The 23135-nt window shown below is 68.3% G+C and carries 18 protein-coding genes; 6 read left to right on the forward strand and 12 right to left on the reverse strand.

The features are described 5' to 3' along the window. From ligA to ACK59X_RS10000, 6 genes are all read right to left on the reverse strand, one after another. Positions 1–2100, reverse strand: a 2100-nt coding sequence (gene ligA / locus ACK59X_RS09975; protein ID WP_409956962.1) for an NAD-dependent DNA ligase LigA, incomplete at its 3' end; no start/stop codon positions are given. Further along, positions 2093–2629 carry a hypothetical protein gene (locus ACK59X_RS09980; RefSeq protein WP_409956964.1) on the reverse strand — a complete coding sequence of 179 codons (537 nt, stop codon included), beginning with the start codon at positions 2627–2629 and terminating at the stop codon, positions 2093–2095. The genes ACK59X_RS09980 and ligA, both read right to left, overlap by 8 nt. 32 nt (positions 2630–2661) lie before the next feature. Next, positions 2662–3783 (reverse strand): cell division protein FtsZ, encoded by a 1122-nt coding sequence (locus ACK59X_RS09985; protein ID WP_409956965.1) that lies wholly within the window; start codon positions 3781–3783, stop codon positions 2662–2664. Between the two features lie 60 nt (positions 3784–3843). Continuing rightward, the gene (smc, locus tag ACK59X_RS09990) at positions 3844–7368 is read right to left on the reverse strand and encodes a chromosome segregation protein SMC (protein WP_409956967.1); all 3525 of its coding nucleotides are present in this window, start codon (positions 7366–7368) and stop codon (positions 3844–3846) included. Positions 7369–7565: 197 nt separating this feature from the next. Next, on the reverse strand, positions 7566–10733 hold the full coding sequence (locus ACK59X_RS09995; protein ID WP_409956969.1) for an EAL domain-containing protein: 3168 nt from the start codon (positions 10731–10733) through the stop codon (positions 7566–7568). 178 nt (positions 10734–10911) lie between these two features. After that, positions 10912–12372: a short-chain fatty acyl-CoA regulator family protein gene (locus ACK59X_RS10000; RefSeq protein WP_409956971.1), complete on the reverse strand. Its 1461-nt coding sequence runs from the start codon at positions 12370–12372 to the stop codon at positions 10912–10914. A gap of 121 nt (positions 12373–12493) precedes the next feature. Here ACK59X_RS10000 and ACK59X_RS10005 point away from each other — a divergent pair, with 121 nt between their 5' ends. From ACK59X_RS10005 to ACK59X_RS10025, 5 genes are read left to right on the forward strand one after another with little or no spacing between them, the layout of a single operon-like run. Further along, positions 12494–12871 carry an acyl-CoA thioesterase gene (locus ACK59X_RS10005; protein ID WP_409956973.1) on the forward strand — a complete coding sequence of 126 codons (378 nt, stop codon included), beginning with the start codon at positions 12494–12496 and terminating at the stop codon, positions 12869–12871. 40 nt (positions 12872–12911) lie between these two features. Continuing rightward, positions 12912–14066, forward strand: a complete 1155-nt coding sequence (prpC, locus tag ACK59X_RS10010; RefSeq protein WP_409956975.1) for a 2-methylcitrate synthase — start codon at positions 12912–12914, stop codon at positions 14064–14066. Positions 14067–14094: 28 nt separating this feature from the next. After that, on the forward strand, positions 14095–16710 hold the full coding sequence (gene acnD, locus ACK59X_RS10015; RefSeq protein WP_409956977.1) for a Fe/S-dependent 2-methylisocitrate dehydratase AcnD: 2616 nt from the start codon (positions 14095–14097) through the stop codon (positions 16708–16710). A 1-nt stretch (position 16711) separates the two neighbouring features. Next, positions 16712–17902: a 2-methylaconitate cis-trans isomerase PrpF gene (prpF, locus tag ACK59X_RS10020; RefSeq protein ID WP_409956979.1), complete on the forward strand. Its 1191-nt coding sequence runs from the start codon at positions 16712–16714 to the stop codon at positions 17900–17902. Positions 17903–17933: 31 nt separating this feature from the next. Further along, entirely contained in the window at positions 17934–18797 is an 864-nt protein-coding gene (locus ACK59X_RS10025; protein ID WP_409956981.1) for an oxaloacetate decarboxylase, read from the forward strand. A gap of 96 nt (positions 18798–18893) precedes the next feature. Here the strand turns inward: ACK59X_RS10025 and ACK59X_RS10030 are convergent, their stop codons facing one another. The 6 genes from ACK59X_RS10030 to ACK59X_RS10055 all read right to left on the reverse strand — a co-directional run bounded on the left by ACK59X_RS10030 (position 18894) and on the right by ACK59X_RS10055 (position 21979). After that, positions 18894–19271, reverse strand: coding sequence for a hypothetical protein (locus ACK59X_RS10030; protein ID WP_409956983.1), 378 nt, complete (start codon positions 19269–19271; stop codon positions 18894–18896). Positions 19272–19329: 58 nt separating this feature from the next. Continuing rightward, entirely contained in the window at positions 19330–19584 is a 255-nt protein-coding gene (locus tag ACK59X_RS10035) for a hypothetical protein (RefSeq protein ID WP_409956985.1), read from the reverse strand. A 125-nt stretch (positions 19585–19709) separates the two neighbouring features. Further along, positions 19710–20552 (reverse strand): HEAT repeat domain-containing protein, encoded by an 843-nt coding sequence (locus ACK59X_RS10040; protein WP_409956987.1) that lies wholly within the window; start codon positions 20550–20552, stop codon positions 19710–19712. Next, positions 20549–20941 carry a YybH family protein gene (locus tag ACK59X_RS10045; RefSeq protein WP_409956989.1) on the reverse strand — a complete coding sequence of 131 codons (393 nt, stop codon included), beginning with the start codon at positions 20939–20941 and terminating at the stop codon, positions 20549–20551. The genes ACK59X_RS10040 and ACK59X_RS10045 overlap by 4 nt, the downstream gene beginning before the upstream one ends. A gap of 32 nt (positions 20942–20973) precedes the next feature. After that, entirely contained in the window at positions 20974–21474 is a 501-nt protein-coding gene (locus tag ACK59X_RS10050) for an N-acetyltransferase family protein (RefSeq protein WP_409956991.1), read from the reverse strand. Positions 21475–21499: 25 nt separating this feature from the next. Beyond that, positions 21500–21979 carry a winged helix-turn-helix transcriptional regulator gene (locus ACK59X_RS10055; RefSeq protein WP_409956993.1) on the reverse strand — a complete coding sequence of 160 codons (480 nt, stop codon included), beginning with the start codon at positions 21977–21979 and terminating at the stop codon, positions 21500–21502. Positions 21980–22067: 88 nt separating this feature from the next. Between ACK59X_RS10055 and ACK59X_RS10060 the strand changes: the two genes are divergently transcribed. Next, positions 22068–22922, forward strand: a complete 855-nt coding sequence (locus tag ACK59X_RS10060; protein WP_409956994.1) for an SDR family oxidoreductase — start codon at positions 22068–22070, stop codon at positions 22920–22922. Positions 22923–23135: the final 213 nt, after the last annotated feature.

The raw sequence follows: 23135 nt of genomic DNA on the forward strand, positions 1-23135 counted from the left end.
GCCGTAGGCCGTGACCATCTCGCGCAGCGTGACCGGGCTGGTGCCCAGGGCCAGCGAAGGCACCAGCTCCAGCTTGCTGCCGGCTTCTTCGCCGGCCACCACGTAGCTGGTCTTCTTGCTCACCGAGCCCGAGACCTTGGCGCCCGCGGCTTCGAGCATGTCCTTGGCGGCATCGCGGCCCAGCGTGGGCAAGGTGCCGGTGAGCACGAAGGTCTTGCCGGCCAGCACCTGGGGGATTTTTTCGCCCTTGGCCTGCTCCTGCCACTTCACGCCGCAGGCGATCAACTGCTCCACCACCTCGCGGTTGTGCGGCTGCTGGAAGAAGGTGTGCACGCTCTGCGCGACGATGGGGCCCACGTCGGGCACCTCCAGCAGTTGCTCCACGGTGGCCGCGGTCTCCAGCGTGGCGCCCATCAGTGCATCGAGCGTGCCGAAATGCTTGGCCAGGTCGCGCGCGGTGGATTCACCCACGTGGCGGATGCCCAGGCCGAACAGGAAACGCGCGAGCGTGGTCTCCTTGGACTTCTCCAGCGCGGCCAGCACGTTCTGCGCCGACTTCTCGGCCATGCGCTCCAGCGCCACCAGCGAAGTGAGCCCCAGGCGGTACAGGTCGGGCAAGGTGCGGATCACGTTGGACTCGACCAGCTGGTCCACCAGCTTGTCGCCCAGGCCTTCGATGTCCATGGCGCGGCGCGCCGCGAAGTGCAGGATGGCCTCCTTGCGCTGCGCGGCGCAGAACAGGCCGCCGGTGCAGCGGTGGTTGGCCTCGCCGGGCTCTCGCACCACGTCGCTGCCGCACACGGGGCACTGCCTTGGCATGCGGAAGTTGGGCACATAGACCGGGCGCTGGCCGGGCATCACGCCCACCACCTCGGGGATCACGTCGCCCGCGCGGCGAACGATCACCGTGTCGCCCACACGCACCTTCTTCTTGCGGATCTCGAACAGGTTGTGCAGCGTGGCATTGGTCACCGTGACGCCGCCCACGAACACCGGCGCCAGGCGCGCCACGGGCGTGAGCTTGCCGGTGCGGCCGACCTGGATGTCGATGCCCTCCACGCGCGTGGCCATCTCCTGCGCGGGGTACTTGTGGGCCACGGCCCAGCGCGGCTCGCGCGTCTTGAAGCCCAGGTCGCGCTGCAGGTCCAGGCGGTTGACCTTGTAGACCACGCCGTCGATGTCGTAAGGCAGCGCGTCGCGCGAGGCGCCCACCTGCTGGTGGAAGGCCACCAGTTCTGCCGCGCCCTGGGCCACCGTGACCTGCGCCGCCACCGGAAAGCCCCAGGCCTTGAGCCGCTGCAGCATGTCGTAGTGGGTGGCGAACACGGGGCCGCCCTCCCCGGGCGGCGTGATGGCGCCCAGGCCATAGGCAAAAAAGCTCAGCGGGCGCTGGGCGGAGATGTCCGAATCGAGCTGGCGCACCGCGCCGGCCGCCGCATTGCGCGGGTTCACAAAGGTCTTGCCGGCCTGCTCGCGCTGGCGCTCGTTGAGCGCGTCGAAATCGGCGCGGCGCATGTAGACCTCGCCGCGCACTTCGAGCAGCGGCGGCACGCCGGCCGGCAGGGTCAGCGGGATCTGGCGGATGCGGCGGAGGTTGTGCGTCACGTCCTCGCCCACCTCGCCGTCGCCGCGCGTGGCGGCCTGCACCAGGCGGCCACCTTCGTAGCGCAGGCTCATGGCCAGGCCGTCGAACTTGGGCTCGGCCACGTACTCGATCACCGGGTCGGACTCGGCCAGGCCCAGTTCGCGGCGCACGCGCGCGTCGAAGGCCTGTGCGCCCGTGGCCTCGGTGTCGGTTTCGGTGTGGATGCTGAGCATGGGCACGGCATGGCGCACCGGAGCCAGGCCGTCCATCACCGCGCCGATCACGCGCTGCGTGGGCGAGTCGGGGCTCATGAGGTCGGGGTGGGCCTCCTCCAGCGCCTGCAATTCGCGAAAGACACGGTCGTACTCGGCGTCGGGCACCGTGGGCTCGTCGAGCACATAGTACTGGTGCGCCCAGAGGTTGAGCTGGGCACGCAGCGCGTCCACCGCATCGGCGGCCTCGGCGGGTTGCAGGGGCAGCGCGCCGGCTGCGGAGGCATGGGAAGAATCAGTCACCACGGATGGCACCCAGGAAAGTGGGAGGCTCGTGCACCTCCACAGGAATATTGGCAGGCATGGCGCGCCGCAGGAAATCGACCACGCGTGCATCGTCGCGCGTAAATCCGGGGCGCACTTCGGTAGGCTCCCCCGCATGGCGCTCGAACACATAGCTGCGCTGGCCGGGCGTGCCCTTGATGACCAGTTTTCGCAGCCCGGCCAGCGGCACCTGCACATGGCCTGGCCCCACATTCATCGGCAGGCTCAGCAAGACCTCGGTGTCGTCGATGCGCACCAGCGGCCTCCCCATGGGGCCGAACCTGCGACGTTGGCGCCAGCCGGCGATGGCCGGAGCGAGAAAGAGCCCGACATACATCAGGCTGAAGTAGTTGAACCTGCCTGACGACAGGTACTGCCGGTAGGTCACTGCAGCGACCACTAGGCAGCCCAGCACGGGCAGCCAGATGTCGAGGACGGCATTCGACGGGCGGAAAAGTCCTTGCGGTGTTTCCACCACCGGGGGAAACAGCATCTGCCACCAGCGCATGAAAGCTCCTTTTGGCCACGTACTCCGGCCACTCAACTGAACAGCCGCCGCGCCAGCACCGAGCCGGCCGACAGCTCGCGCCCGTCGAGCTGGTCATAGAGCAGTTCCAGGTCGCCGGCAATGGGGTCCATGGCCATGGCCGGCAGCGGGTGGCCGTTCTGGTCGCAGAGCACGCCATCCATGGCCTGGCACAGGGCGGTGGCCACTTCGCGCAGGCGCGTGAAGGGCTGCTCGCCGCGGTGCACCTGGGGCACGTCCAGGCTCAGCGTCACATCGCGGATGGCGGACTGGTCCGGGTCCTCGGCCAGCGCGGCCTGGGTGTCGTAGCCCAGCGTGAGCAGCGGCGGCAGGCCCACGCTGGCGGCGGGCAGCACCAGGCGGCCGGGCATGGCGCCGGCCACGAAGCCCAGGCGGGCGGCATTCTGGTGGATGTAGCCAGGGCTCCAGGCGGCCTGGCGTGCGCGCAGCATGAAGGCCAGCTGCGCATCGTGGTCGCTGGCGAACTGGTCGAGCTCGCGCGCGCGCGCCACTTCCTGCAGCATGTCGGGGAAATCCGGGGCCGCGTTCACCGCATCGGCGAAGGACTGGGCCTTCATCACGAATTCCGAGCACTCGATCTCGTTGAGCGCGCCCATGCGGTTGGCCAGCTGCACGCCGGCCTGGAAGCTCTGGTAGCGCTGGCCGGGCGACGGTGTCTCCCACTGCTGCGTGGCCTCGTTGTAGCCCTCGATGGCGAAGGGCTTGCTGCCTGCGCGGCGCGTGGGCGGCATGGCGGCCAGCGCGGCATCGCCCGAGACGATGAGCTCAGGCTGCAGGGTGGCGATCACGTCGATCAGCGGGTCCAGGCCCGGGCGGCGCTCCAGCGACATCGGCGGCACCGGCATCTGCAGCGAATCGAGCACGTCCACTGTGTGCACCGAGGGGTCGGGGCCGCGGTCCAGGCTCTCCAGCTCCGCCGCCGTGAGCTGGCTCGCGCCGGCATCAAAGCCGGGTTCCTGGCGCAGCGCCGGGTCGGAGCGGTCGGGCCCGTGCTCGGGCTCCTCGGGCGACGCGCGCCGCGGGGCGTTGCGGTGCGACGTCCAGGCGTTGTAGGCGACGATGAGGGCCAGCACCAGGCCACCGATGATGGCAAGGCTCACTTGCAATGTGCTCATAGATCCTGTTCCAGCCCGCTCCAGCAGCCAGGGCAATGAAAATATGTCGGCGCCATCATGTCATGCATCGGCCATGGACAACGCCGATTCCATATCGACCGCCACGATGCGCGAGACGCCTTGTTCCTGCATGGTCACGCCGATCAGCTGCTCGGCCATTTCCATGGCGATCTTGTTGTGGCTGATGAACAGGAACTGCGTGCCCTTGCTCATGCTGGAGACCAGCTTGGCATAGCGCTCGGTGTTGGCGTCGTCCAGGGGCGCGTCCACCTCGTCCAGCAGGCAGAAAGGCGCGGGGTTGAGCTGGAAGATGGCGAACACCAGCGCAATCGCAGTGAGCGCCTTCTCGCCGCCCGAGAGCAGGTGGATGGTCTGGTTCTTCTTGCCCGGGGGCTGGGCCATGACCTGCACGCCCGAATCGAGGATCTCGTCGCCCGTGATGATGAGCTTGGCCTGGCCGCCGCCGAACAGCTCGGGGAACATGCGCCCGAAATGGCCGTTCACGGTATCGAAAGTGCCCGAGAGCAGCTGGCGCGTCTCGCCGTCGATCTTGCGGATCGCGTCTTCCAGCGTGTTCATGGCCTCGGTCAGGTCGGCGGTCTGCGCATCGAGGAAGACCTTGCGCTCGCTGGCGAGCTTCAACTCGTCGAGCGCGGCCAGGTTCACCGCGCCCAGGGCCGCGATCTCGCGGTGCAGGCGGTCGATCTCGCCCTGCAGGCCGGAGACACGCACATTGCCCTCGGCAATCGACTGTGCCACCGCCTCCAGATCGGCCTGGGCATCGGCCAGAAGGGTGGTGTACTGCTCCAGGCCCAGGCGCGCGGCCTGCTCCTTGAGCTGGAATTCGGTGATGCGGGCGCGCAGCGGGTCGAGCGAGCGTTCGAGCTGCATGCGCCGTTCGTCGCTGGCGCGCAGCTTGGCGGTCAGGTCGTCGTAGCCGCTGCGCTGGGCCGCAAGGGCCTTCTCACGCTCCATCTTCACTTCCAGCGCCGCCTGCAGGCCGCCCTGCGCGGCGGCATCGGACAGCCGGGCCAGCTCATCGCGCGCGCGTTGCTGCTCGTCGGCCAGCGAGGTGGCCTGCTGGTCTGCGGTGGCGATGGAGCGGTTGAGTTCGGCGCGGCGCGCCTCCAGGCTGCGCTGCGAGAAGGTGGCTTCCTGGGCCTGGCGCTCCAGCGTGCGCTGCTGCTCACGGCAGGCGGCCAGCTTGCGTTCGGCCTCGATCACGCGGTCACCCAGCTGCGCCTCGCGCTCCTGGCTGTCGGCCAGCTGCATGTCCAGCTCTTCGAAGCGGGCCTCGGCCGCCACGCGGCGCTCCTGCAGGTCAGCCAATTGCGCTTCGATCTCGGCGATGTCGGCACCGATCTGGGCGCTGCGCGCACGCGTCTGCTCGGCCAGCTGGGTCAGGCGCAGGGTCTCGACCTGCAGCTCGTGCGCACGGCCCTGGGCCTCGGTGGCCTCGCGGCGGGCGCCCACCAGGCGTTGCGAGGCGTCGGCATAGGCGGCTTCGGCGCGGACCAGGGCAGTGCGCGACTCCTCGGCGATCAGGGCCTGGGCGCGCAGTTCCTTTTCGAGGTGCTCGATCTCCTGCGCACGCGCCAGCATGCCCGACTGCTCGGAGTCCTGGGCATAGAAGCTCACGCTGTGGGCACTGACGGCATGGCCCGAGGGCACGAACACCACCTCGCCCGGCTGCAGCGTGCCGCGGCGGTTGAGGGCTTCATCGAGCGTGGGGGCGGTATAGCAGCCCTGAAGCCAGTCGACCAGCACGGCGCGCAGGCCGGCATCGTGGATGCGCAGCAGGTCCGACAGGCGCGCATGGGGCGAGGCTACTTCGGGCGTGCCTGCCGAGGGCATGCTGTAGAAGGCCAGGCGGGCCGGGGGTGCATCGGTGCCGCCCGAGCCCAGGAAGCCGCGCACCATGTCCAGGCGCCCTACTTCCAGCGCTGCCAGGCGCTCGCGCAGGGCGGCTTCCAGGGCGTTTTCCCAGCCCTTTTCGATGTGGATGCGGCTCCACAGGCCTTGCAGGCCATCGAGGCCATGCTTGGCCAGCCAGGGGCGCAGCTTGCCATCGGTCTTGACCTTTTCCTGCAGGGCCTTCAGGGCTTCCATGCGCGCCGACAGGTCGGCCTGGCGCGCGCTTTCGCTGTTCACGGCCTGCTGGCGGGTGCGGCGGTCGTCGTCGAGCTGGGGCACCGCCTCCTGCAGCTCGGCCAGGCGGGCCTCGGTGGTTTCGGCCAGCTCCTTGGCCTCGTCCAGCTGCTCCTGCAGGTTGGCCAGGCGCGCCTCGTCGGGTGCGGCCAGGGCATTGCGATCAGCGCGCAGGCGCTCGTAGCGGCCGTCGAACTGGCGGCTTTGCTCATCGATGCTGCGCTGCTCGGCCGCCAGCACGCCGATCTGCTGCTGCACCTGCACCACGCTGGCGCGCTGCTCGCTGGTGCGGCTTTGCGCCTGGCGCAGGGCTTCTTCCAGGTCGGGCAACTGCATGGCCTGCTCTTCGACCTGGGCGGCGAGCAGCTCGGCACGCTCCTCGGCGTCCAGGCCGGCGCCGGCGAGGTTTTCGAGCTCGATGTCGGCCTCTTCCTTGCGTGCGGCCCACTGGGCGATCTGCTCGGCCAGGGTGACCAGGCGCTGCTCCACGCGCAGCCGGCCTTCCACCACGTAGCGGATCTCGGCCTCCAGGCGCCCCACCTCGGCCGTGGCCTCGTAGAGCTTGCCCTGGGCCTGGTTGACCTGGTCGCCCGCGGCATAGTGCGCCTGGCGGATGGTCTCCAGGTCCGATTCGACCGCGCGCAGGTCGGCCATGCGCGATTCAAGGTCATTGACGGCCTGCAGGCCATCCAGGCGCACCTTGGCCTGGTCGGCCTCGGCATCGGCGCGCTTCAGAAACCACAACTGGTGCTGCTTGAGCGTGGCGTCGGAGTGCAGCGCGTTGTATTTGGCGGCCACCTCGGCCTGTTTTTCGAGCTTTTCAAGGTTGGCGTTGAGCTCCCGCAGGATGTCTTCCACCCGCGTGAGGTTCTCGCGCGTGTCCGAGAGGCGGTTTTCCGTCTCGCGGCGGCGCTCCTTGTACTTGGAGACACCGGCCGCCTCTTCGAGGAACAGGCGCAGCTCTTCGGGGCGCGACTCGATGATGCGGCTGATGGTGCCCTGGCCGATGATGGCGTAGGCGCGCGGCCCCAGGCCGGTGCCCAGGAACACGTCCTGCACGTCGCGGCGGCGCACCGGCTGGTTGTTCAGGAAATAGCTGCTGGTGCCGTCGCGCGTGAGCACGCGGCGCACCGCCACCTCGCCGTACTGGCCCCACTGGCCGCCAGCGCGGTGGTCGGAATTGTCAAACACCAGTTCCACGCTGGCGCGGCTGGCCTGCTTGCGCGTGGTGGTGCCGCTGAAGATCACGTCCTGCATGGACTCGCCACGCAGCTCGCTGGCCTTGCTCTCGCCCAGCACCCAGCGCACGGCGTCCATGATGTTGGACTTGCCGCAGCCGTTCGGCCCCACCACGCCCACGAGTTGCCCCGGCAGCATGAAGTTGGTGGGCTCAGCGAAGGACTTGAAGCCGGATAGCTTGATGGAGGTGAGGCGCACGTGTCAGGGGCAGGCGGGAAATGGGCGGCGAACGAGCGCCAGACGGAAAAATACCGGCCAAATGTAAAGCGGGATGATACCGCGCCGCCTGGGGCCTCCCGCCCGCCCAAAGGCCCTGCCGGCCGCTGGCCGCGCATCCAGCGGCAATATTTAACAAATACCGGCTCTATCGCTGGCCTGGCATGCCGCGGCAGCTATCAATTTTGCACGGGCGGGCGCGGCGGTGCATTCTTCTGGCGCACCAGTTCCTCGAACTCGGCCACCTGCAGTGGCGGGCTGAGCAAATAGCCCTGCCAGGCGTGGCAGTTGTTGCGCGCCAGGAACTCGCGCTGCGCCTCGGTCTCCACGCCTTCGGCGATCACGCGCAGGCCCAGGCTGGTGCCCAGGGCCACCACGGTGCGGGCGATGGCCGCGTCGTTGGGGTCGGTGAGCACGTCGCGCACGAAGCTCTGGTCGATCTTGAGCTGGTCCAGCGGCAGGCGCTTGAGGTAGGACAGCGAGGAATAGCCGGTGCCGAAGTCGTCCAGCGAGAAGCCCACGCCGTAGGCCTTGAGCTGGCCCATCTTGGCGATGGTGTCCTCCACGTCCGAGAGCAGCAGGCCCTCGGTCATCTCCAGCTTGAGGCGGTTGCCATCGGCGCCCGTGCCCGCCAGCGCGGCCAGCACCTGGGCCACGAAGCCGCTCTGGTGGAACTGCCGCGGGCTCACGTTCACCGCCAGGCCCAGGCCGGCCAGGGCCGGGTCCTGCGCCCAGCGCGCCAGGCGCTGGCAGGCCACCTGCAGCACCCACTCACCGAGCGGCAGGATCAGGCCGTTCTCCTCGGCCAGCGGGATGAACTGCGCGGGCGAGACGAAGCCATCGCGCGGATGGCGCCAGCGCAGCAGCGCCTCGGCGCCGGTGATGCGGCCGTGGTCGATCTGCGCCTGGTAGTACAGCTCGAACTGGCCCTGGGCCATGCCCACGCGCATGTCCAGCTCCATGGCCGCGCGGGCGCTCACGGCGGCCTGCATCTGCGGGTCGTAGAAGCGCAGCGTGTCGCGGCCTGCCGACTTGGCCTGGTACATGGCCAGGTCGGCGCGGCGCAGCAGTTCGTCCACCGTCTCGCGCACGCCGCTGAACAGGGTCACGCCCATGCTCAGCGAGCTGTGGTGCGCCTCGGGCCCCAGGGCATAGGGCTCGCGCAGCACGGCCAGGATGCGCTGGCCGGCCTCTTCGCAGCGCGCGGCGGCCTCCTCGGGTGTGGCGCCCAGGTCCTCGAGCAGCACCACGAACTCATCGCCGCCCTGGCGCGCCACGGTGTCGTCCTCGTGCACGCAGGCGCGCAGGCGGTTGGCCACCTGCATCAGCAGGGTATCGCCCTTGTCGTGGCCCTGGGTCTCGTTCAGTGTCTTGAAGTTGTCCAGGTCGAGCAGCAGCAGCGCACCATGGCTCTGGTGGCGTGCGCTGGTGGCCAGGGCCTGCTGCAGCCGGTCGATCAGCAGGCGGCGGTTGGGCAGTTGGGTCAGCGGGTCATAGTAGGCCAGGCTCTTGATCTCGTCCTCGGCCGCCTTGCGCTGGCTCAGGTCCTGCAGCGTCACCAGGTGGTCGTCGCCGATGCGCACCCCGGACACCTCCACCGGGCGTACCACGCCATCATGGCAGCGGATACGGTACTCGGCAGCCGCGATGACGCCGTCGCCATCGTCCGCGCGCTTGCGCTCTTCGCGCCAGGCGTTGCGCATGACCTCGCGCTCCTCGGGGTCGGGGTAGGCCCGCTCCCACCATACGTCCACATTTGGCACGTCCTGCTGGGTGTACCCACAGATCTGCAGGTAACGCTCGTTGCGGAACGAGATGGTGCCGTCCTTCTGCACCAGGCACAGGCCCATGGGCAGGCGCTGCAGGATGCCGCGCAGGTGCGCCTCGTTGCCGCGCAGCGTGTTCTCCATGCGCTTGCGCTCGCTGATGTCCTGCGCCACGGCGATGTGGAAGTCGGGCGAAGCGCCGGGCGCCCACATGGGCGAGACGGTCAGGTCCACCCAGATCTCCGTGCCGTTCTTGTGGAGGTACCGCTTTTCCATGCGGTACTCGCTGATCTCACCCGCCTTGAGCCGCTCGAGCTGGGCCAGGTCGCGCGCCAGGTCGTCGGGCGGGCTGATGGCCTGGATGTCCAGCGCACGCATCTCGGCCACCGTGTAGCCCAGGATGTCGCAGTATCTCTGGTTGATGCGCACGAAGCGGCCGGTGGCGGTTTCGGTCTGGGCCACGCCCACGGCCGCCTGGTTGAACAGGGCGCGAAAGCGGTCCTCGCTCTCGCGCCGGGCCTCGTCGGACACCTGCGCGCGCGCCAGGGCCAGGGTGCGCTGGCGCGCCAGCAGGGTCACCAGCGCCGCCAGCAGCAGCGAGACGATGGCGCCTGCCCCGCCGGCCGCCCAGGGCAAGCTGCGCTCGGACAGCGACAGCAGCGACTGCGTGGGCATGAAGACCAGGCGCCAGCGCCGGTCGTGCACCAGGATGTCGCGCTCGTAGGCCGCAGCCCCGGGCATGGCCTCGGCGGTGGGCGGCAGCAGTACGCGCACCGCCGTGTCGGTGCTGCCGGCACGGGCGGAGCCCTGGTCGGTGATGGTTACGGAGATGCCGTTGAGCAGGCCCTCGCCGCGCATGAAGCGCACCAGGTCGTAGACGCGGATGGTGGCAGCCACGGCCCCGATGAAGACCTGGGGCTTGAGGTCGGGCACGCCGGAGCGGTCGAACACCGGGACGCGGATCACGAAGGCCGTGCGGTGCGCCTGCTCCTGCACCAGATCGAACGGAGCCGACGCCACGGTGTGCCCGCTGTCGCGGCTGTACTGCATGGCCGCCAGGTTGGTGGGCTGGGCGCGGATATCGAGGCCCAGCACGGCCTCGTTGCCCTGCATGGGCCACAGGTATTCGGCCACGAAGTATTCCGGACGCTCGCCGGGCGGGCGGATCACGAAGTCGGGATAGCCGGCCGGGTTGATGGAGGTGTCGGCCCGCACGCGCGCTTCGTAATCGGCTTTCTCTGCCAGGGTCACCCGGCGCGTGAACGACAGGTTGCGCACGCCGGGGTAGCGCTCGGAAATGTCGAGCTCACTGGCCACCCGTTCGAATTCAGCGCGCGTGAGCCCCGGGTTGGCCGAGAACAGCCCGCGCAGGCCGTGCACGATCTCGGTGTGGGAGGCTATGCTCTGGACCAGAGCATCGGTGAACAGCCGCGTCTCTTGCGTCAGGCGCGCCTTGGCGACCGCATCGACCGCGTCGGCCTGTTGCCGCGCCAGGCCGAAGCTCAGCAGCAGCCCGGCCGCAGCCACACCCAGGCCAGGCAACCAATGCCGGTAGAAGCCGTTGAGGGAGAGCAGAGCCATTCAGAGCAGGGTAGTCAGCGAAAGCCGGACAGGGTTGCACACGGCGAGCCAGGGCACCGCCGCAACAGCCCATGAGGATAGCGGGATTCAGACCCTCCATCCGCAAGCATGGGGCCACATCTTGTAACAGCACCGCTGTTTTCGACGTACCGTTTATGCAACATCTGGGGGCGGATTTTCACGGTGCTCCTGCAGCCACCGGGTAGGGGGCAAAGCGGCTTCGATTCTCATTCACATCCAACGCCCGGCCGATGGGCGGAAAGGCGCGCTGCGGGCAGGCCTCGCGCTCGCAGACCTTGCAGCCCATGCCGATGGGCACGGCCGCCTCGGGGTCGGCCAGGTTCAGGCCGCGCGAGTACACGAGCTGCGCAGCGTGGCGCACATCGCAGCCCAGCGCCACCGAGAACTCCTTGCCCGGCGCGCCCCAGCCCCCTGCCCCGCCGCTCCCGCGCGAGACGGTGCGCGCCACCCAGAGGTAGGCACGCCCGTCGGGCATGCGCGCCAGCTGCGGCACGATGCGCCCGGGCTGGGCAAAGGCCTCGTACACATTCCACAGCGGGCAGGTGCCACCGATCTTGCTGAAATGGAAATGCGTGGCCGACTGGCGCTTGGAGATGTTGCCCGCCCGGTCCACACGGATGAAGAAGAAGGGCACGCCGCGAGCGCTGGGCCGCTGCAGCGTGGACAGGCGGTGGCACACGGTCTCGAAGCCCACGCCGAACTGGTGGCCCAGCCGGTCGATGTCATAGCGCACCGCCTCGGCCGCCTGCAGGAAGGCGGTGTAGGGCAGCAGCAAGGCGCCGGCAAAATAGTTGGCCAGGCCGATGCGCGCCAGCGCCCGTGCCTGGTCTCCCGACAGCCCGGCCCCATCGGCCAGGCGGCGCAGCTCGGGCCCCATCTCCAGAAAGGCCAGTTGCGTCGCCATCTGGAAGGCACGCTGCCCGGTTTCGAGCCCCTGCGCCAGCTGCAGCACGCCGCTGCCGGGGTCATAGTGGCGCTGGGCTCCGCCGGGCAGTTCGGCGGCCGTGGCCACGTGCACGCCATGGGCAGCCTGCAGGCGGCGCGCCAGCCCCTCGTCAGCCCGGCCGGGCTGCAACGCCCACTCGCCCGCCAGCCGCTCGGCCGCGGCGTCCAGCTCGGCGATGTGGTTGTGGCGGGCAAAGAAGAAATCGCGCACCTCCTCATAGGCCATGGGCTGGTGGCCGGCACTGGCGAGGGCGCCGCTGCGGCCGTCACCCAACTGGGCGCTCAGCGCGTCAAGCCGCTCCAGCGCCTGGCGATGGCGCTGGTGCAAGGCCAGCAGGCTGCGCGCCACGGCGGGCATGCCCGAGGCCAGCTCGCGGATCTCGGCCAGCGACACGGCCTCGTGCTCGGCGCCCGGCCCGGCCGGCGTATCGGCCAGCACCTCGCGCAGGCCGGTGATCAGGCGCGCCTCGTCGTCGTCGGAAAAGCGCTGCACGTCCACACCGAACACGGCGTTGATCTTGAGCAGCACCGGCACCGTGAGCGGGCGCTGGTTCTGCTCCAGCTGGTTGAGGTAGCTGGCCGACAGTTCGAGCGCGCGCGCCAGCGCAATCTGCGTCATGCCACGCTCCTCGCGCAGGCGGCGCAGGCGCACACCCATGAAGGTCTTCTTCACGGCAGGGCCACTTTCGCGGTCGGATTTATTCGCAAAATTCGCAATTCATGCCTTTCCTGTTCGCAATTGTTCGCCAATTCAGTCCTGTATCGGTGGAAAGGTTTTGCGTACATTGCGAATCATGCAACAACCCAGCGCCCTGCACCAGCCCATGCATTTCACGGAAGTGGTGTTCCCCGAGCGCAGCAACCACTACGGCACGCTGTTCGGCGGCCAGGCCCTGCTGCTGATGGGCCAGGCGGCCTTCGTCACGGCCAGCCGCCATGCGCGCTGCGCGGTGGTGATGGCGCGCTGCAGCGAGGTGCAGTTCATCGCGCCCGTACCCCAGGGCCAGGCACTGCAGCTGACCGCACAAGTCGTGCGCACCGGCACCAGTTCCATGACCGTTGAAGTCCACGGCAGTGCCGAGAACCTGCACACCGGCCAGCACCAGCCTGCGCTGCGCGGCGCCTTCGAGATGGTGGCGGTGGACGGCACAGGCCGTCCAAGGCGCATCTGACCCCTTTCCCGTTCCGATTCCCCACCAGGAGACATTCCCCATGAGCGACACCCTCGCCACCGGCTTCAAGCCCAAGAAATCCGTCGCCCTCTCGGGCGTGACCGCCGGCAACACGGCGCTGTGCACCGTGGGCCGCACAGGCAATGACCTGCACTACCGCGGCTATGACATCCTGGACATCGCCGATGTCTGCGAGTTCGAGGAGATCGCCCACCTGCTGGTGCACGGCAAGCTGCCCACCACTGCCGAGCTCAAGGCCTACAAGGCCCGCCTCAAGGCCCTGCGCGGCCTGCCGGCCAATGTGAAGGAGGCGCTGGAGCAACTGCCCGCCAGCAGCCACCCCATGGACGTGATGCGCACCGGCGTGTCCGCCCTGGGCTGCGTGCTGCCAGAAAAAGACGGCCACCACACGCCAGGCGCGCGCGACATCGCCGACCGGCTGATGGCATCGCTCGGCCCCATGCTGCTGTACTGGTACCACTGGTCCACCCAGGGCCGGCGCATCGAGGTGGAGACGGACGACGACTCCATCGGCGCGCACTTCCTGCACCTGCTGCACGGCCAAAAGCCACCGGCCGCGTGGGAGCGCGCCATGCACACCTCGCTCAACCTGTATGCCGAGCATGAATTCAACGCCTCCACCTTCACCGCCCGCGTGGTAGCCGGCACGGGCAGCGACATGTATTCGTGCATCACCGGTGCCATCGGCGCACTGCGCGGGCCCAAGCATGGCGGCGCCAACGAGGTGGCGTTCGAGATCCAGAAACGTTACGACAGCGCCGACGAGGCCGAGGCCGACATCCGCCGCCGCGTGGAGGCCAAGGAGGTGGTGATCGGCTTCGGCCACCCGGTCTACACCGTGAGCGACCCGCGCAACGAGGTCATCAAGCGCGTGGCGCGCCAGCTCTCCGAGGACGCCGGCACCACCAAGATGTTCGGCATCGCCGAGCGGCTGGAGACGGTGATGTGGGAGGTGAAGAAGATGTTCCCCAACCTCGACTGGTTCAGCGCCGTGAGCTACCACATGATGGGCGTGCCCACGGCCATGTTCACGCCGCTGTTCGTCATCGCGCGCACCAGCGGCTGGGCGGCGCACATCATCGAGCAGCGCATCGACAACAAGATCATCCGCCCCAGCGCCCATTACACCGGCCCGGAAGACCTGGCCTTCGTGCCCATTGCAGAGCGCAAGTAGAGTCGACACCGCCTGCCGCGCCACGCCCATGAACACACGATTCCGCAAGAACCTGCCCGGCACTGCGCTGGACTACTTCGACGCCCGCGAAGCCGTCGACGCCCTCGCGCCCGGCGCCTGGGCCAGGCTGCCCTACACCTCGCGCGTGCACGCCGAGAACCTGGTGCGCCGCTCTGACCCCGCCACACTGGACGCCTCTCTGCGCCAGCTGATCGAGCGTCGCCGCGACCTGGATTTTCCGTGGTTCCCGGCGCGCGTGGTCTGCCACGACATCCTGGGCCAGACGGCGCTGGTGGACCTGGCCGGCCTGCGCGATGCCATCGCCGACATGGGCGGCGACCCGGCCCAGGTCAACCCCGTGGTACCCACCCAGCTCATCGTGGACCATTCGCTGGCCGTGGAGTTTGGCGGCGACGACCCCGAGGCCTTTGCCAAGAACCGCGCCGTCGAGGATCGGCGCAATGCGGACCGCTTCCATTTCATCGAATGGACGAAAAAGGCGTTCCAGAACGTCGAGGTGATTCCGCCGGGCAACGGCATCATGCACCAGATCAACCTGGAGCGCATGTCGCCCGTGGTGCACGCGCAGGACGGCGTGGCCTACCCCGACACCCTGGTGGGCACCGACAGCCACACGCCGCATGTGGATGCGCTGGGCGTGGTCGCCATCGGCGTAGGCGGGCTGGAGGCCGAGAACGTGATGCTGGGCCGCGCCTCGTGGATGCGCCTGCCCGACATCGTGGGCGTGGAGCTCACCGGCAGGCCGCAGCCGGGCATCAGCGCGACCGACATCGTGCTGGCGCTGACCGAGTACCTGCGCCAGCAGAAGGTGGTGGGTGCCTACCTGGAGTTCTTCGGTGCCGGCGCCTCGGCGCTGACCTTGGGCGACCGGGCCACCATCTCCAACATGACACCCGAGTTCGGCGCCACGGCCGCGATGTTCTACATCGACGAGCAGACCATTGCCTACCTGCGCCTCACAGGCAGAGAGGCGCAGCAGGTGCGGCTGGTGGAGACCTATGCCAGGGAGACGGGCCTGTGGGCCGATGCCCTGGCCACGGCCGAGTACGAGCGCGTGCTGTCGTTCGACCTGCCCAGCGTGGTGCGCAGCATGGCAGGGCCGTCCAATCCGCACAAGCGCCTGCCCACGGCGGACCTGGCGGCGCGCGGCATTGCCGCCCCCTGGACGGAAACCCCGGGCCAGATGCCCGATGGCGCGGTCATCATCGCCGCCATCACCAGTTGCACCAACACCAGCAACCCGCGCAATGTGATCGCCGCCGGCCTTCTGGCGCGCAATGCCAATGCGCGCGGCCTGGTGCGCAAGCCCTGGGTCAAATCGTCCCTCGCGCCCGGCTCCAGGGCCGTGCAGCTGTACCTGCAAGAGGCCGGGCTGCTGGCCGAGCTGGAGCAACTGGGCTTTGGCATCGTGGCCTTTGCCTGCACCACCTGCAACGGCATGTCGGGCGCGCTGGCCCCGGCCATCCAGCAGGAGATCATTGACCGCGACCTCTACGCCACCGCGGTGCTTTCGGGCAACCGCAATTTCGACGGGCGCATCCACCCGTATGCCAAACAGGCCTTTCTCGCATCGCCGCCGCTGGTGGTGGCCTATGCCATCGCGGGCACGGTGCGCTTCGACATCGAAAAGGATGTGCTGGGCACCGACGCCCAGGGCCGCCCCGTCACTCTGCAGGACCTCTGGCCCAGCGACGCGGAGATCGATGCCATCGTCGCGCACAGCGTCAAGCCCGAGCACTTTCGCCGCGTGTACGAACCCATGTTCGCGCTGCAGCCCGATGCCGGCAAGGCCGTGAGCCCGCTGTACGACTGGCGGCCCGAGAGCACCTATATCCGCCGCCCCCCGTACTGGGAAGGGGCGCTCGCCGGCGAGCGCACCCTCACCGGCCTGCGCCCCCTGGCCCTGCTGCCCGACAACATCACCACCGACCACCTCTCGCCCTCCAACGCCATCCTGCCGGACAGCGCGGCCGGCGAATACCTGCACCGCATGGGACTGCCCGAGGAGGACTTCAACTCCTACGCCACGCACCGCGGCGACCACCTCACGGCCCAGCGCGCCACCTTCGCCAACCCGCAACTGGTCAATGAGATGGCCGTGGTCGACGGCAAGGTCCAGAAGGGTTCGCTCACCCGCATCGAGCCTGAAGGCCAGGTCGTGCGCATGTGGGAGGGCATCGAGACCTACATGCAGCGCGGCCAGCCGCTGATCATCATCGCGGGCGCCGACTACGGCCAGGGCAGCTCGCGCGACTGGGCCGCCAAGGGCGTGCGCCTGGCCGGGGTGGAAGCCATCGCGGCCGAGGGCTTCGAGCGCATCCACCGCACCAACCTGATCGGCATGGGCGTGCTGCCCCTGGAGTTCAAGCCCGGCACCAACCGCCTGACCCTCGGCATCGATGGCACGGAGACGTACGATGTGGTGGGCGACCGCCGCCCGCGCGCCGACCTGGTGCTGGTGGTGCGGCGCAGGAATGGCGAGCGCATCGACGTGGCCATGACCTGCCGCCTGGACACTGCCGAGGAAGTCTCGATCTACGAGGCCGGTGGTGTGCTGCAGCGCTTCGCCCAGGATTTTCTCGCCTCCACCACCACTACTCCACCCCAGCCGCAGGCCGCCTGACATGCCCCACGCACCCCAGATCCAGATCCCCGCCACCTACATGCGTGGCGGCACCAGCAAGGGCGTGTTCTTTCGCCTGCAGGACCTGCCCCCCGCAGCCCAGGCGCCCGGTGCCGCACGCGATGCCTTGCTGCTGCGCGTGGCCGGCAGCCCCGACCCCTATGGCAAGCAGACCGACGGCATGGGCGGCGCCACCTCGAGCACCAGCAAGGTAGTGATCCTCGCCAAAAGCACGCGGGCGGACCATGACGTGGACTACCTCTTCGGCCAGGTGTCCATCGATGCGCCTTTCGTGGACTGGAGCGGCAACTGCGGCAACCTGTCGGCCGCCGTGGGGCCGTTCGCCATCGCCCACGGCCTGGTGGATGGGGACCGCATTCCGCACGACGGCATCGCCACGGTGCGCATCTGGCAGGCCAACATCGCCAAGACCATCATCGCGCACGTGCCCATCTCGGGCCGGGCCGTGCAGGAGACCGGTGATTTCGAGCTCGACGGCGTGAGCTTCCCTGCGGCCGAAGTGCAGCTCGAATTCATGGACCCGGCCGCCGACGAAGACGGCGCGCGCGGTGCCATGTTCCCCACCGGCAGTGTGGTGGACGCGCTTGCCGTGCCGGGCGTGGGCACGCTGCGCGCCACCCTGATCAACGCGGGCATCCCCACCATCTTCGTCAACGCCGCCGACATCGGCTACACCGGCACCGAACTGCAGGACGCCATCAACGGCGACCCCGCCGCGCTCGCGCGCTTCGAGGCCATCCGCGCCCATGGCGCCATGCGCATGGGGCTGATCGCCTCGGTTGACGATGCGGTGCGACGCCAGCACACGCCCAAGCTGGCCTTCGTCGCGCCGCCGGCCGGCTATACCGCATCGAGCGGCAAGGCCGTGGCCGCCACCGATGTGGACCTGCTGGTGCGCGCCCTGTCCATGGGCCGGCTGCACCACGCCATGATGGGCACGGCGGCCGTGGCCATCGCCACCGCCGCGGCCATCCCCGGCACGCTGGTGAACCTGGCTGCGGGTGGCGGCGAGCGCAGCGCCGTGCGCTGTGGCCACCCCGCGGGCACGCTGCGCGTGGGCGCCGAGGCCACGCAGGCCAACGGTGCATGGACGGTGACCAAGGCCCTGATGGGCCGCAGCGCGCGCGTGCTCATGAGCGGCTGGGTGCACATCCCCGGCGACGCCTTCTGACCCCGATCCATTGACCATTCCACCTGCACCCATGTCCACCCGCAAAACCCTCAAAGCCCTGGCCGACTCGCGCCGCGGCGTCCTCGTTCCCGGTGCCTTCAACGCCCTGTCGGCCCGCGTGGTGGCCGACCTGGGCTTCGAGGCCATCTACGTCACCGGGGCCGGTGTCACCAACATGTGGTTCGGCCTGCCGGACCAGGCTTTCATGGGCCTCTCCGACATCGCCGACCACACGGCGCGCATCCGCGACGCGGTGGACCTGCCGCTGATCGTGGACGCCGACACCGGCTTCGGCAATGCGCTCAACACCTACCACGCCGTGCGCACGCTGGAGCGCGCAGGCGCCGACTGCATCCAGCTCGAGGACCAGGTCAGCCCCAAGCGCTGCGGCCACTTCAATGGCAAGGAGGTCATCGGCACCGAGGAGATGCTGGGCAAGATCAGCGCCGCCGTGGACGCCCGCCGCGACCCCGACACCCTGATCCTGGCGCGCACCGATGCCTGCGCCACCCAGGGCTTCGAGGCCGCCGTGGAGCGCGCCCAGCGCTTTGGCGAGGCCGGCGCCGACATCCTGTTCGTGGAGGCCGTGACCACGGCCGAAGAAATCCGCGCCCTGCCCCGGCGCCTGGCCGACAGGCCCCAGCTCATGAACATGGTGATCGGCGGCAAGACCCCCATCTTCAGCGCCGAGGAACTGGCCGGCCTGGGCTATGGCATCGTGCTCTATGCCAACGCCGCGCTGCAGGGCGCGTTGGCGGGCATGCAGAAGGCGCTGACTGTGCTGCGCGAGACCCAACGCATCGATGAGGACCCGGCCCTGGTGGCACCGTTCGCGGAGCGCCAGCGGCTGGTGCGCAAGAGCGAGTGGGATGGGCTGGAGAAGAAGTACCAGTGACACAGGGCATATGGCCATCAGCCGGGCGGCAGGTACAAGCAACATCGCTGGCGTCGGACTGCTCGCGCACACGGCGCACAACGCCTCGCATCAAATTCAAGCCTGCAGATAGGCCTGCACAGTTACCTGCTCAGCGGGGTGTTGTGCGATATGCAACAACACCGTTCGCACAATTTCTATCCGGTGGTGAAACGCGGAATGCTTGCAAAAGTGGAAGACCTCCGCCAGGGCACAGCCCTCGTGCCAGGTCGTCATCACAAAGCGCTCCTCGGGAATGTCCTCAAAATGGAACTCCTCGATCAGCGCCCAATCCACCATGTCGTCCCAAGAGCTGCAATCCTCGCCCCAGGCCATCATGTAAAGGCAGCCGGAACGCACCATCCAAGTGCTGACCTGCGCTTGCCAACGGGGATCCACACCCATCTCGGCAATGACGACCACGCGCCACGGAGCGCCATCCGCCGCATCGGGCATGCGGTCGCCAGGCTTCACATGAAGGTATGAAAGGTTCTGTCGCACAGACGAGCCTGCATCAATCGCCGTCAGAACCGCCTTCGTACCGGAACACTGTCAGGTGGGGAGAGTCATTGAACTGGGGCATCGCGTCCGCCAGATGCAGATGGCCGTAAGCGTCTCCCATACGGTCCATTGCATCAGCTGCAGACAGAAGGAATGAAGCCATTGCGCGCAGCTCCTCGGGAGTGGCCTCAAGCGTCACCTCGGCCAGCGTCTCGGAGATGATGTCTTGTGGGTCCTTGCCTTCGCCGGCATATCCGTGAAGTTTCATGCCTGCAGTCTAGGTCATACAAGGTTACCTCAAACGCCCCATTACATCCGCCGCCGTCTGACTGCGGCGCAGCCTTCCAAGAACGACCTGATTAACACAGAGCAGCAGGGATCGCAAAGACAGGCCTATCGAACCTCGGAGCAGGCCTCTATCGCGGACTGCAGGCAACCGAACCAATAGCCCTTGCGCTTGCTGTCGTGGAGCCCGTCCGCAAGTGCGTGCAGCGCCGGTAACAACAAGGGACTGGCCAGCTGCTCCGCAGCCTCCAGCTGGTACACCAAGCAATCGGGGCCCAGCTGCGCCAGCAGCTGGTCGACCACACGCGGATCGCGCCTTACAGCGAGGCCCACCAGGGCCTCGCCGCGAACGTCCTCATCGGCGTCGCCAAGGTTGTGCCAGAGCACCTCGCGCACCTGCGGCGTATCGACGGTCTGCTGGGTGCCCAGGCCGAAAGTGGCCCATTCGCGCACCTCGTGATCGGCATCCACCGCTAGGCGCACCAGTGCATCGATAGCGGTCGGCCCGTGGTAATGACCCAAGGCCACGGCCACATCCCAGCGCATCGCACTGTCGGCATGTCCAGCAAACTCGACCAGGCTCGCCAGAGCATCTGCATGCGGCCGGTGTCCCAGCCCTGAGACCGCGGCGCGGACCACTTCGGCATGGGCATCCTCCAGGCCCGCGAGCAGCAGCGCCTGCGTTGCCTCCAGGGCATAGGCAGGCGCGGACAGGCCCTCGGTGCGCCCGCGTTGCTGCAGCTGCGATGCGACATACAGACCCAGGGCGCGGCGTCGCCAGCTGCGGCTGGCGCACAGCGCACGCACCCCACGCAAAAGCGCGGGCGAAGCGCGCAGATGCAATTGCTGGATCGCCTTCCATCCCCGGTCGGTATCCCAGGCGCGCAGCGCCGTGCGCACCAACCTTTGCGATGTCCGCGGCGTGCCCAGATTCCTGGTGTTCCTTTTCACGGCTGCACCACCAGCATGTTCGCATCCCGCGCCAGCAGCCAGCGCCCCTGCTCCTTGCGGAACACGCTGAGCACGGGCCCCGCACGCACGATGGGCGCAGCGCCATCACGGGGCGTCACGGTCACCATGAGCTGCGATCGGGCAAACGCCCAATCTCCTGCCACCTGCACCTCCTGGATCTCGCTGTTGCCGTCGACCCGGGGCCCGGCATTGCCGGCCTGGCTCTGCATGGCGGCCCGGAAATCCGCTCTGGACATGGGCGCTTTGCCTGGCATGAGGAAAACCACGTCCTCGGTCATCAGGTCCATCACTGCCTCGGTGTCGCCGGCCCTGGTGGCGGACATCCAGGTAGCGACCAACTGGCGGATCTGATCTTCATCGCTCGGCATAAAAATTCTCTCCTGCAGGTCCACGGCCTGGCTCAGATTCCGTCACGCAGCAGCGCCATGGCCAGGCTATCGTGGTACGCACCATCCACCCGCACCGACCGGCGGCGAACGCCTTCCAGCTCGAAGCCCAGGCGTTCGTACAGAGCCCTGGCGTTGGCATTGTCGGCGCGCACGCTCAGCTCGATGCGGGTCAGCCCCCGGGCCCAGGCGCCATCGATGGCAGCACGCATCAATTGCGCACCGATGCCGCGGTGCCGCGCAGCGGGTATGAGCCCGATGCCCAGCGTGCCCACATGCGCCCGCGTCTGTCCCACGCCGGGCAGGATGTCGCACCAGCCCACAACCTGATTGCCCGCCAGCGCCACCACTTGGCACTGGTCGTTGGCGACGATGTGCTCGTAAAAAGCCCGCGAAGACTCCCAGGGCGGTGCTTCGGTGAAAGCCAGAAAGCGCTTCTCGCGCGCAACCATGTCGAGCGCGCGCCACAACCCTTCGAAATGCGCTGGTGCCACCGGTTCGATCAACACACCCATCAGACCAGACCTCCTTGCAGCCAGTCTACAGCGCTGCCGAGAACACCCAGCCGGCGGCCAGATCAGCGGGTGGGGCTGCGGCGATGGCACCCGTCGCATCGGCACGGTGCTTGTCCATGATGCGGTGCAGATTGCCCTCGATCCAGTCCACCAGGCCCTCGACCTGGCGCGCCACCTCGGTGCCCATGGGCGTCAGGCTGTATTCCACATGGGGTGGCACCACCGGGTGCGAGACGCGCAGCACAAAACCATCGCTCTCCAGCCAATGCAGGGTCTGGGCCAGCATCTTCTCGCTCACGCCGCCGACCTTGCGGCGCAGGTCGCTGAAACGGTGGGTTCCGGCCAGCAGGGCCACCAGCACCAGCACGCCCCAGCGGCTGGTCACATGCTGGAGCACCGCGCGCGAGGGGCAGTCGGGTGAAAACAGCTGGCCCCGCTGCAGCTTCTCGGCGATGCCTTCGCTGGCGTGGGCCTCGGCGGCGATGGGCAAAGCGTGTTCGGGCATGGGGTACTTACCTTTATGTACGTACTTACGAAAAGTTAGCTTGCCCGCTATTGTGCCTCCTCTTTCTTTTCCAACCAAGGTTTTTCACATGATCGCCATCACCGGAGCCACCGGCCAGCTCGGCCGCCTCGTCATCCAGTCCCTGCTCAAGACCGTGCCGGCCGCGCAAATCGTCGCTGCAGTGCGCAGCCCCGACAAGGCCCAGGACCTCGCCGCCCTGGGCGTGCAGGTGCGCAAGGCCGACTACACCCAGCCCGGTACGCTGGATGCAGCGCTCCAGGGCGTGAGCAAGCTGCTCCTGATTTCATCGAGCGAAGTGGGCCAGCGCACGGCCCAGCACAAGGCCGTGATCGACGCCGCCCAACGTGCCAAGGTGCAATTGCTGGCCTACACCAGCGTGCTGCGGGCCGACAGCTCCCTGCTGGGGCTGGCCGCCGAGCATGTCGAAACCGAAGCCCTGCTGCGCGCATCGGGCCTGCCCACCGTGGTCTTGCGCAACGGCTGGTACACGGAGAACTACACGGCCAGCGTTCCTGCAGCCCTCGCCCATGGTGCCGTGCTGGGCAGCGCGGGCAATGGCCGCATCGCCTCGGCCGCGCGCGTGGACTATGCCGAGGCCGCCGCAGTGGTTCTGGCCACGGAAGGCCATGCGGGCCGCGTGTACGAATTGGCGGGGGACAGTTCCTACACCCTGGCAGATCTGGCTGCAGAGATTGCACGCCAGTCAGGCAAGCCCGTCATCTACAAAGACCTGCCCGAGGCCGATTACCAGGCGGCCCTGGTACAGGTGGGCCTGCCGGCGGGCTTTGCCGCCCTGCTGGCCGACTCCGACGCCGCAGCGGCCAAGGGCGCGCTGTTCGACGATGGCCACCAGCTCAGCCAGCTGATCGGCCGGGCTACGACGCCGCTGGCGGTCACGGTGACCGCAGCGCTCAAGGGCTGATGGGGTGCAGGGGCCAAACCAACGGCCCCCCCTTTTTTCGGGCGCTCTCGAGGCAATTCGCGTTTTCGGTCGCCCCAAAGACAAAACCCCTCAGTTCAAACGAACTGAGGGGTTTTGAGGGCTGTAAGAGCCTGACGATGACCTACTTTCACACGGGAACCCGCACTATCATCGGCGCAAAGTCGTTTCACTGTCCTGTTCGGGATGGGAAGG

It is taken from the genome of Acidovorax sp., assembly GCF_046339755.1.
Taxonomy (GTDB): domain Bacteria; phylum Pseudomonadota; class Gammaproteobacteria; order Burkholderiales; family Burkholderiaceae_C; genus Acidovorax.

What these genes read in the sequence shown, in the direction of transcription:
- ACK59X_RS09980 (WP_409956964.1), bottom strand. Translation starts at nt 2,629, where the DNA reads ATGCGCTGGTGGCAGATGCTGTTTCCCCCGGTGGTGGAAACACCGCAA.
- ACK59X_RS09985 (WP_409956965.1), bottom strand. Translation starts at nt 3,783, where the DNA reads ATGAGCACATTGCAAGTGAGCCTTGCCATCATCGGTGGCCTGGTGCTG.
- ACK59X_RS09995 (WP_409956969.1), bottom strand. Translation starts at nt 10,733, where the DNA reads ATGGCTCTGCTCTCCCTCAACGGCTTCTACCGGCATTGGTTGCCTGGC.
- ACK59X_RS10005 (WP_409956973.1), top strand. Translation starts at nt 12,494, where the DNA reads ATGCAACAACCCAGCGCCCTGCACCAGCCCATGCATTTCACGGAAGTG.
- prpC (WP_409956975.1), top strand. Translation starts at nt 12,912, where the DNA reads ATGAGCGACACCCTCGCCACCGGCTTCAAGCCCAAGAAATCCGTCGCC.
- acnD (WP_409956977.1), top strand. Translation starts at nt 14,095, where the DNA reads ATGAACACACGATTCCGCAAGAACCTGCCCGGCACTGCGCTGGACTAC.
- prpF (WP_409956979.1), top strand. Translation starts at nt 16,712, where the DNA reads ATGCCCCACGCACCCCAGATCCAGATCCCCGCCACCTACATGCGTGGC.
- ACK59X_RS10025 (WP_409956981.1), top strand. Translation starts at nt 17,934, where the DNA reads ATGTCCACCCGCAAAACCCTCAAAGCCCTGGCCGACTCGCGCCGCGGC.
- ACK59X_RS10030 (WP_409956983.1), bottom strand. Translation starts at nt 19,271, where the DNA reads ATGCCCGATGCGGCGGATGGCGCTCCGTGGCGCGTGGTCGTCATTGCC.
- ACK59X_RS10035 (WP_409956985.1), bottom strand. Translation starts at nt 19,584, where the DNA reads ATGAAACTTCACGGATATGCCGGCGAAGGCAAGGACCCACAAGACATC.
- ACK59X_RS10045 (WP_409956989.1), bottom strand. Translation starts at nt 20,941, where the DNA reads ATGCCGAGCGATGAAGATCAGATCCGCCAGTTGGTCGCTACCTGGATG.
- ACK59X_RS10050 (WP_409956991.1), bottom strand. Translation starts at nt 21,474, where the DNA reads ATGGGTGTGTTGATCGAACCGGTGGCACCAGCGCATTTCGAAGGGTTG.
- ACK59X_RS10055 (WP_409956993.1), bottom strand. Translation starts at nt 21,979, where the DNA reads ATGCCCGAACACGCTTTGCCCATCGCCGCCGAGGCCCACGCCAGCGAA.
- ACK59X_RS10060 (WP_409956994.1), top strand. Translation starts at nt 22,068, where the DNA reads ATGATCGCCATCACCGGAGCCACCGGCCAGCTCGGCCGCCTCGTCATC.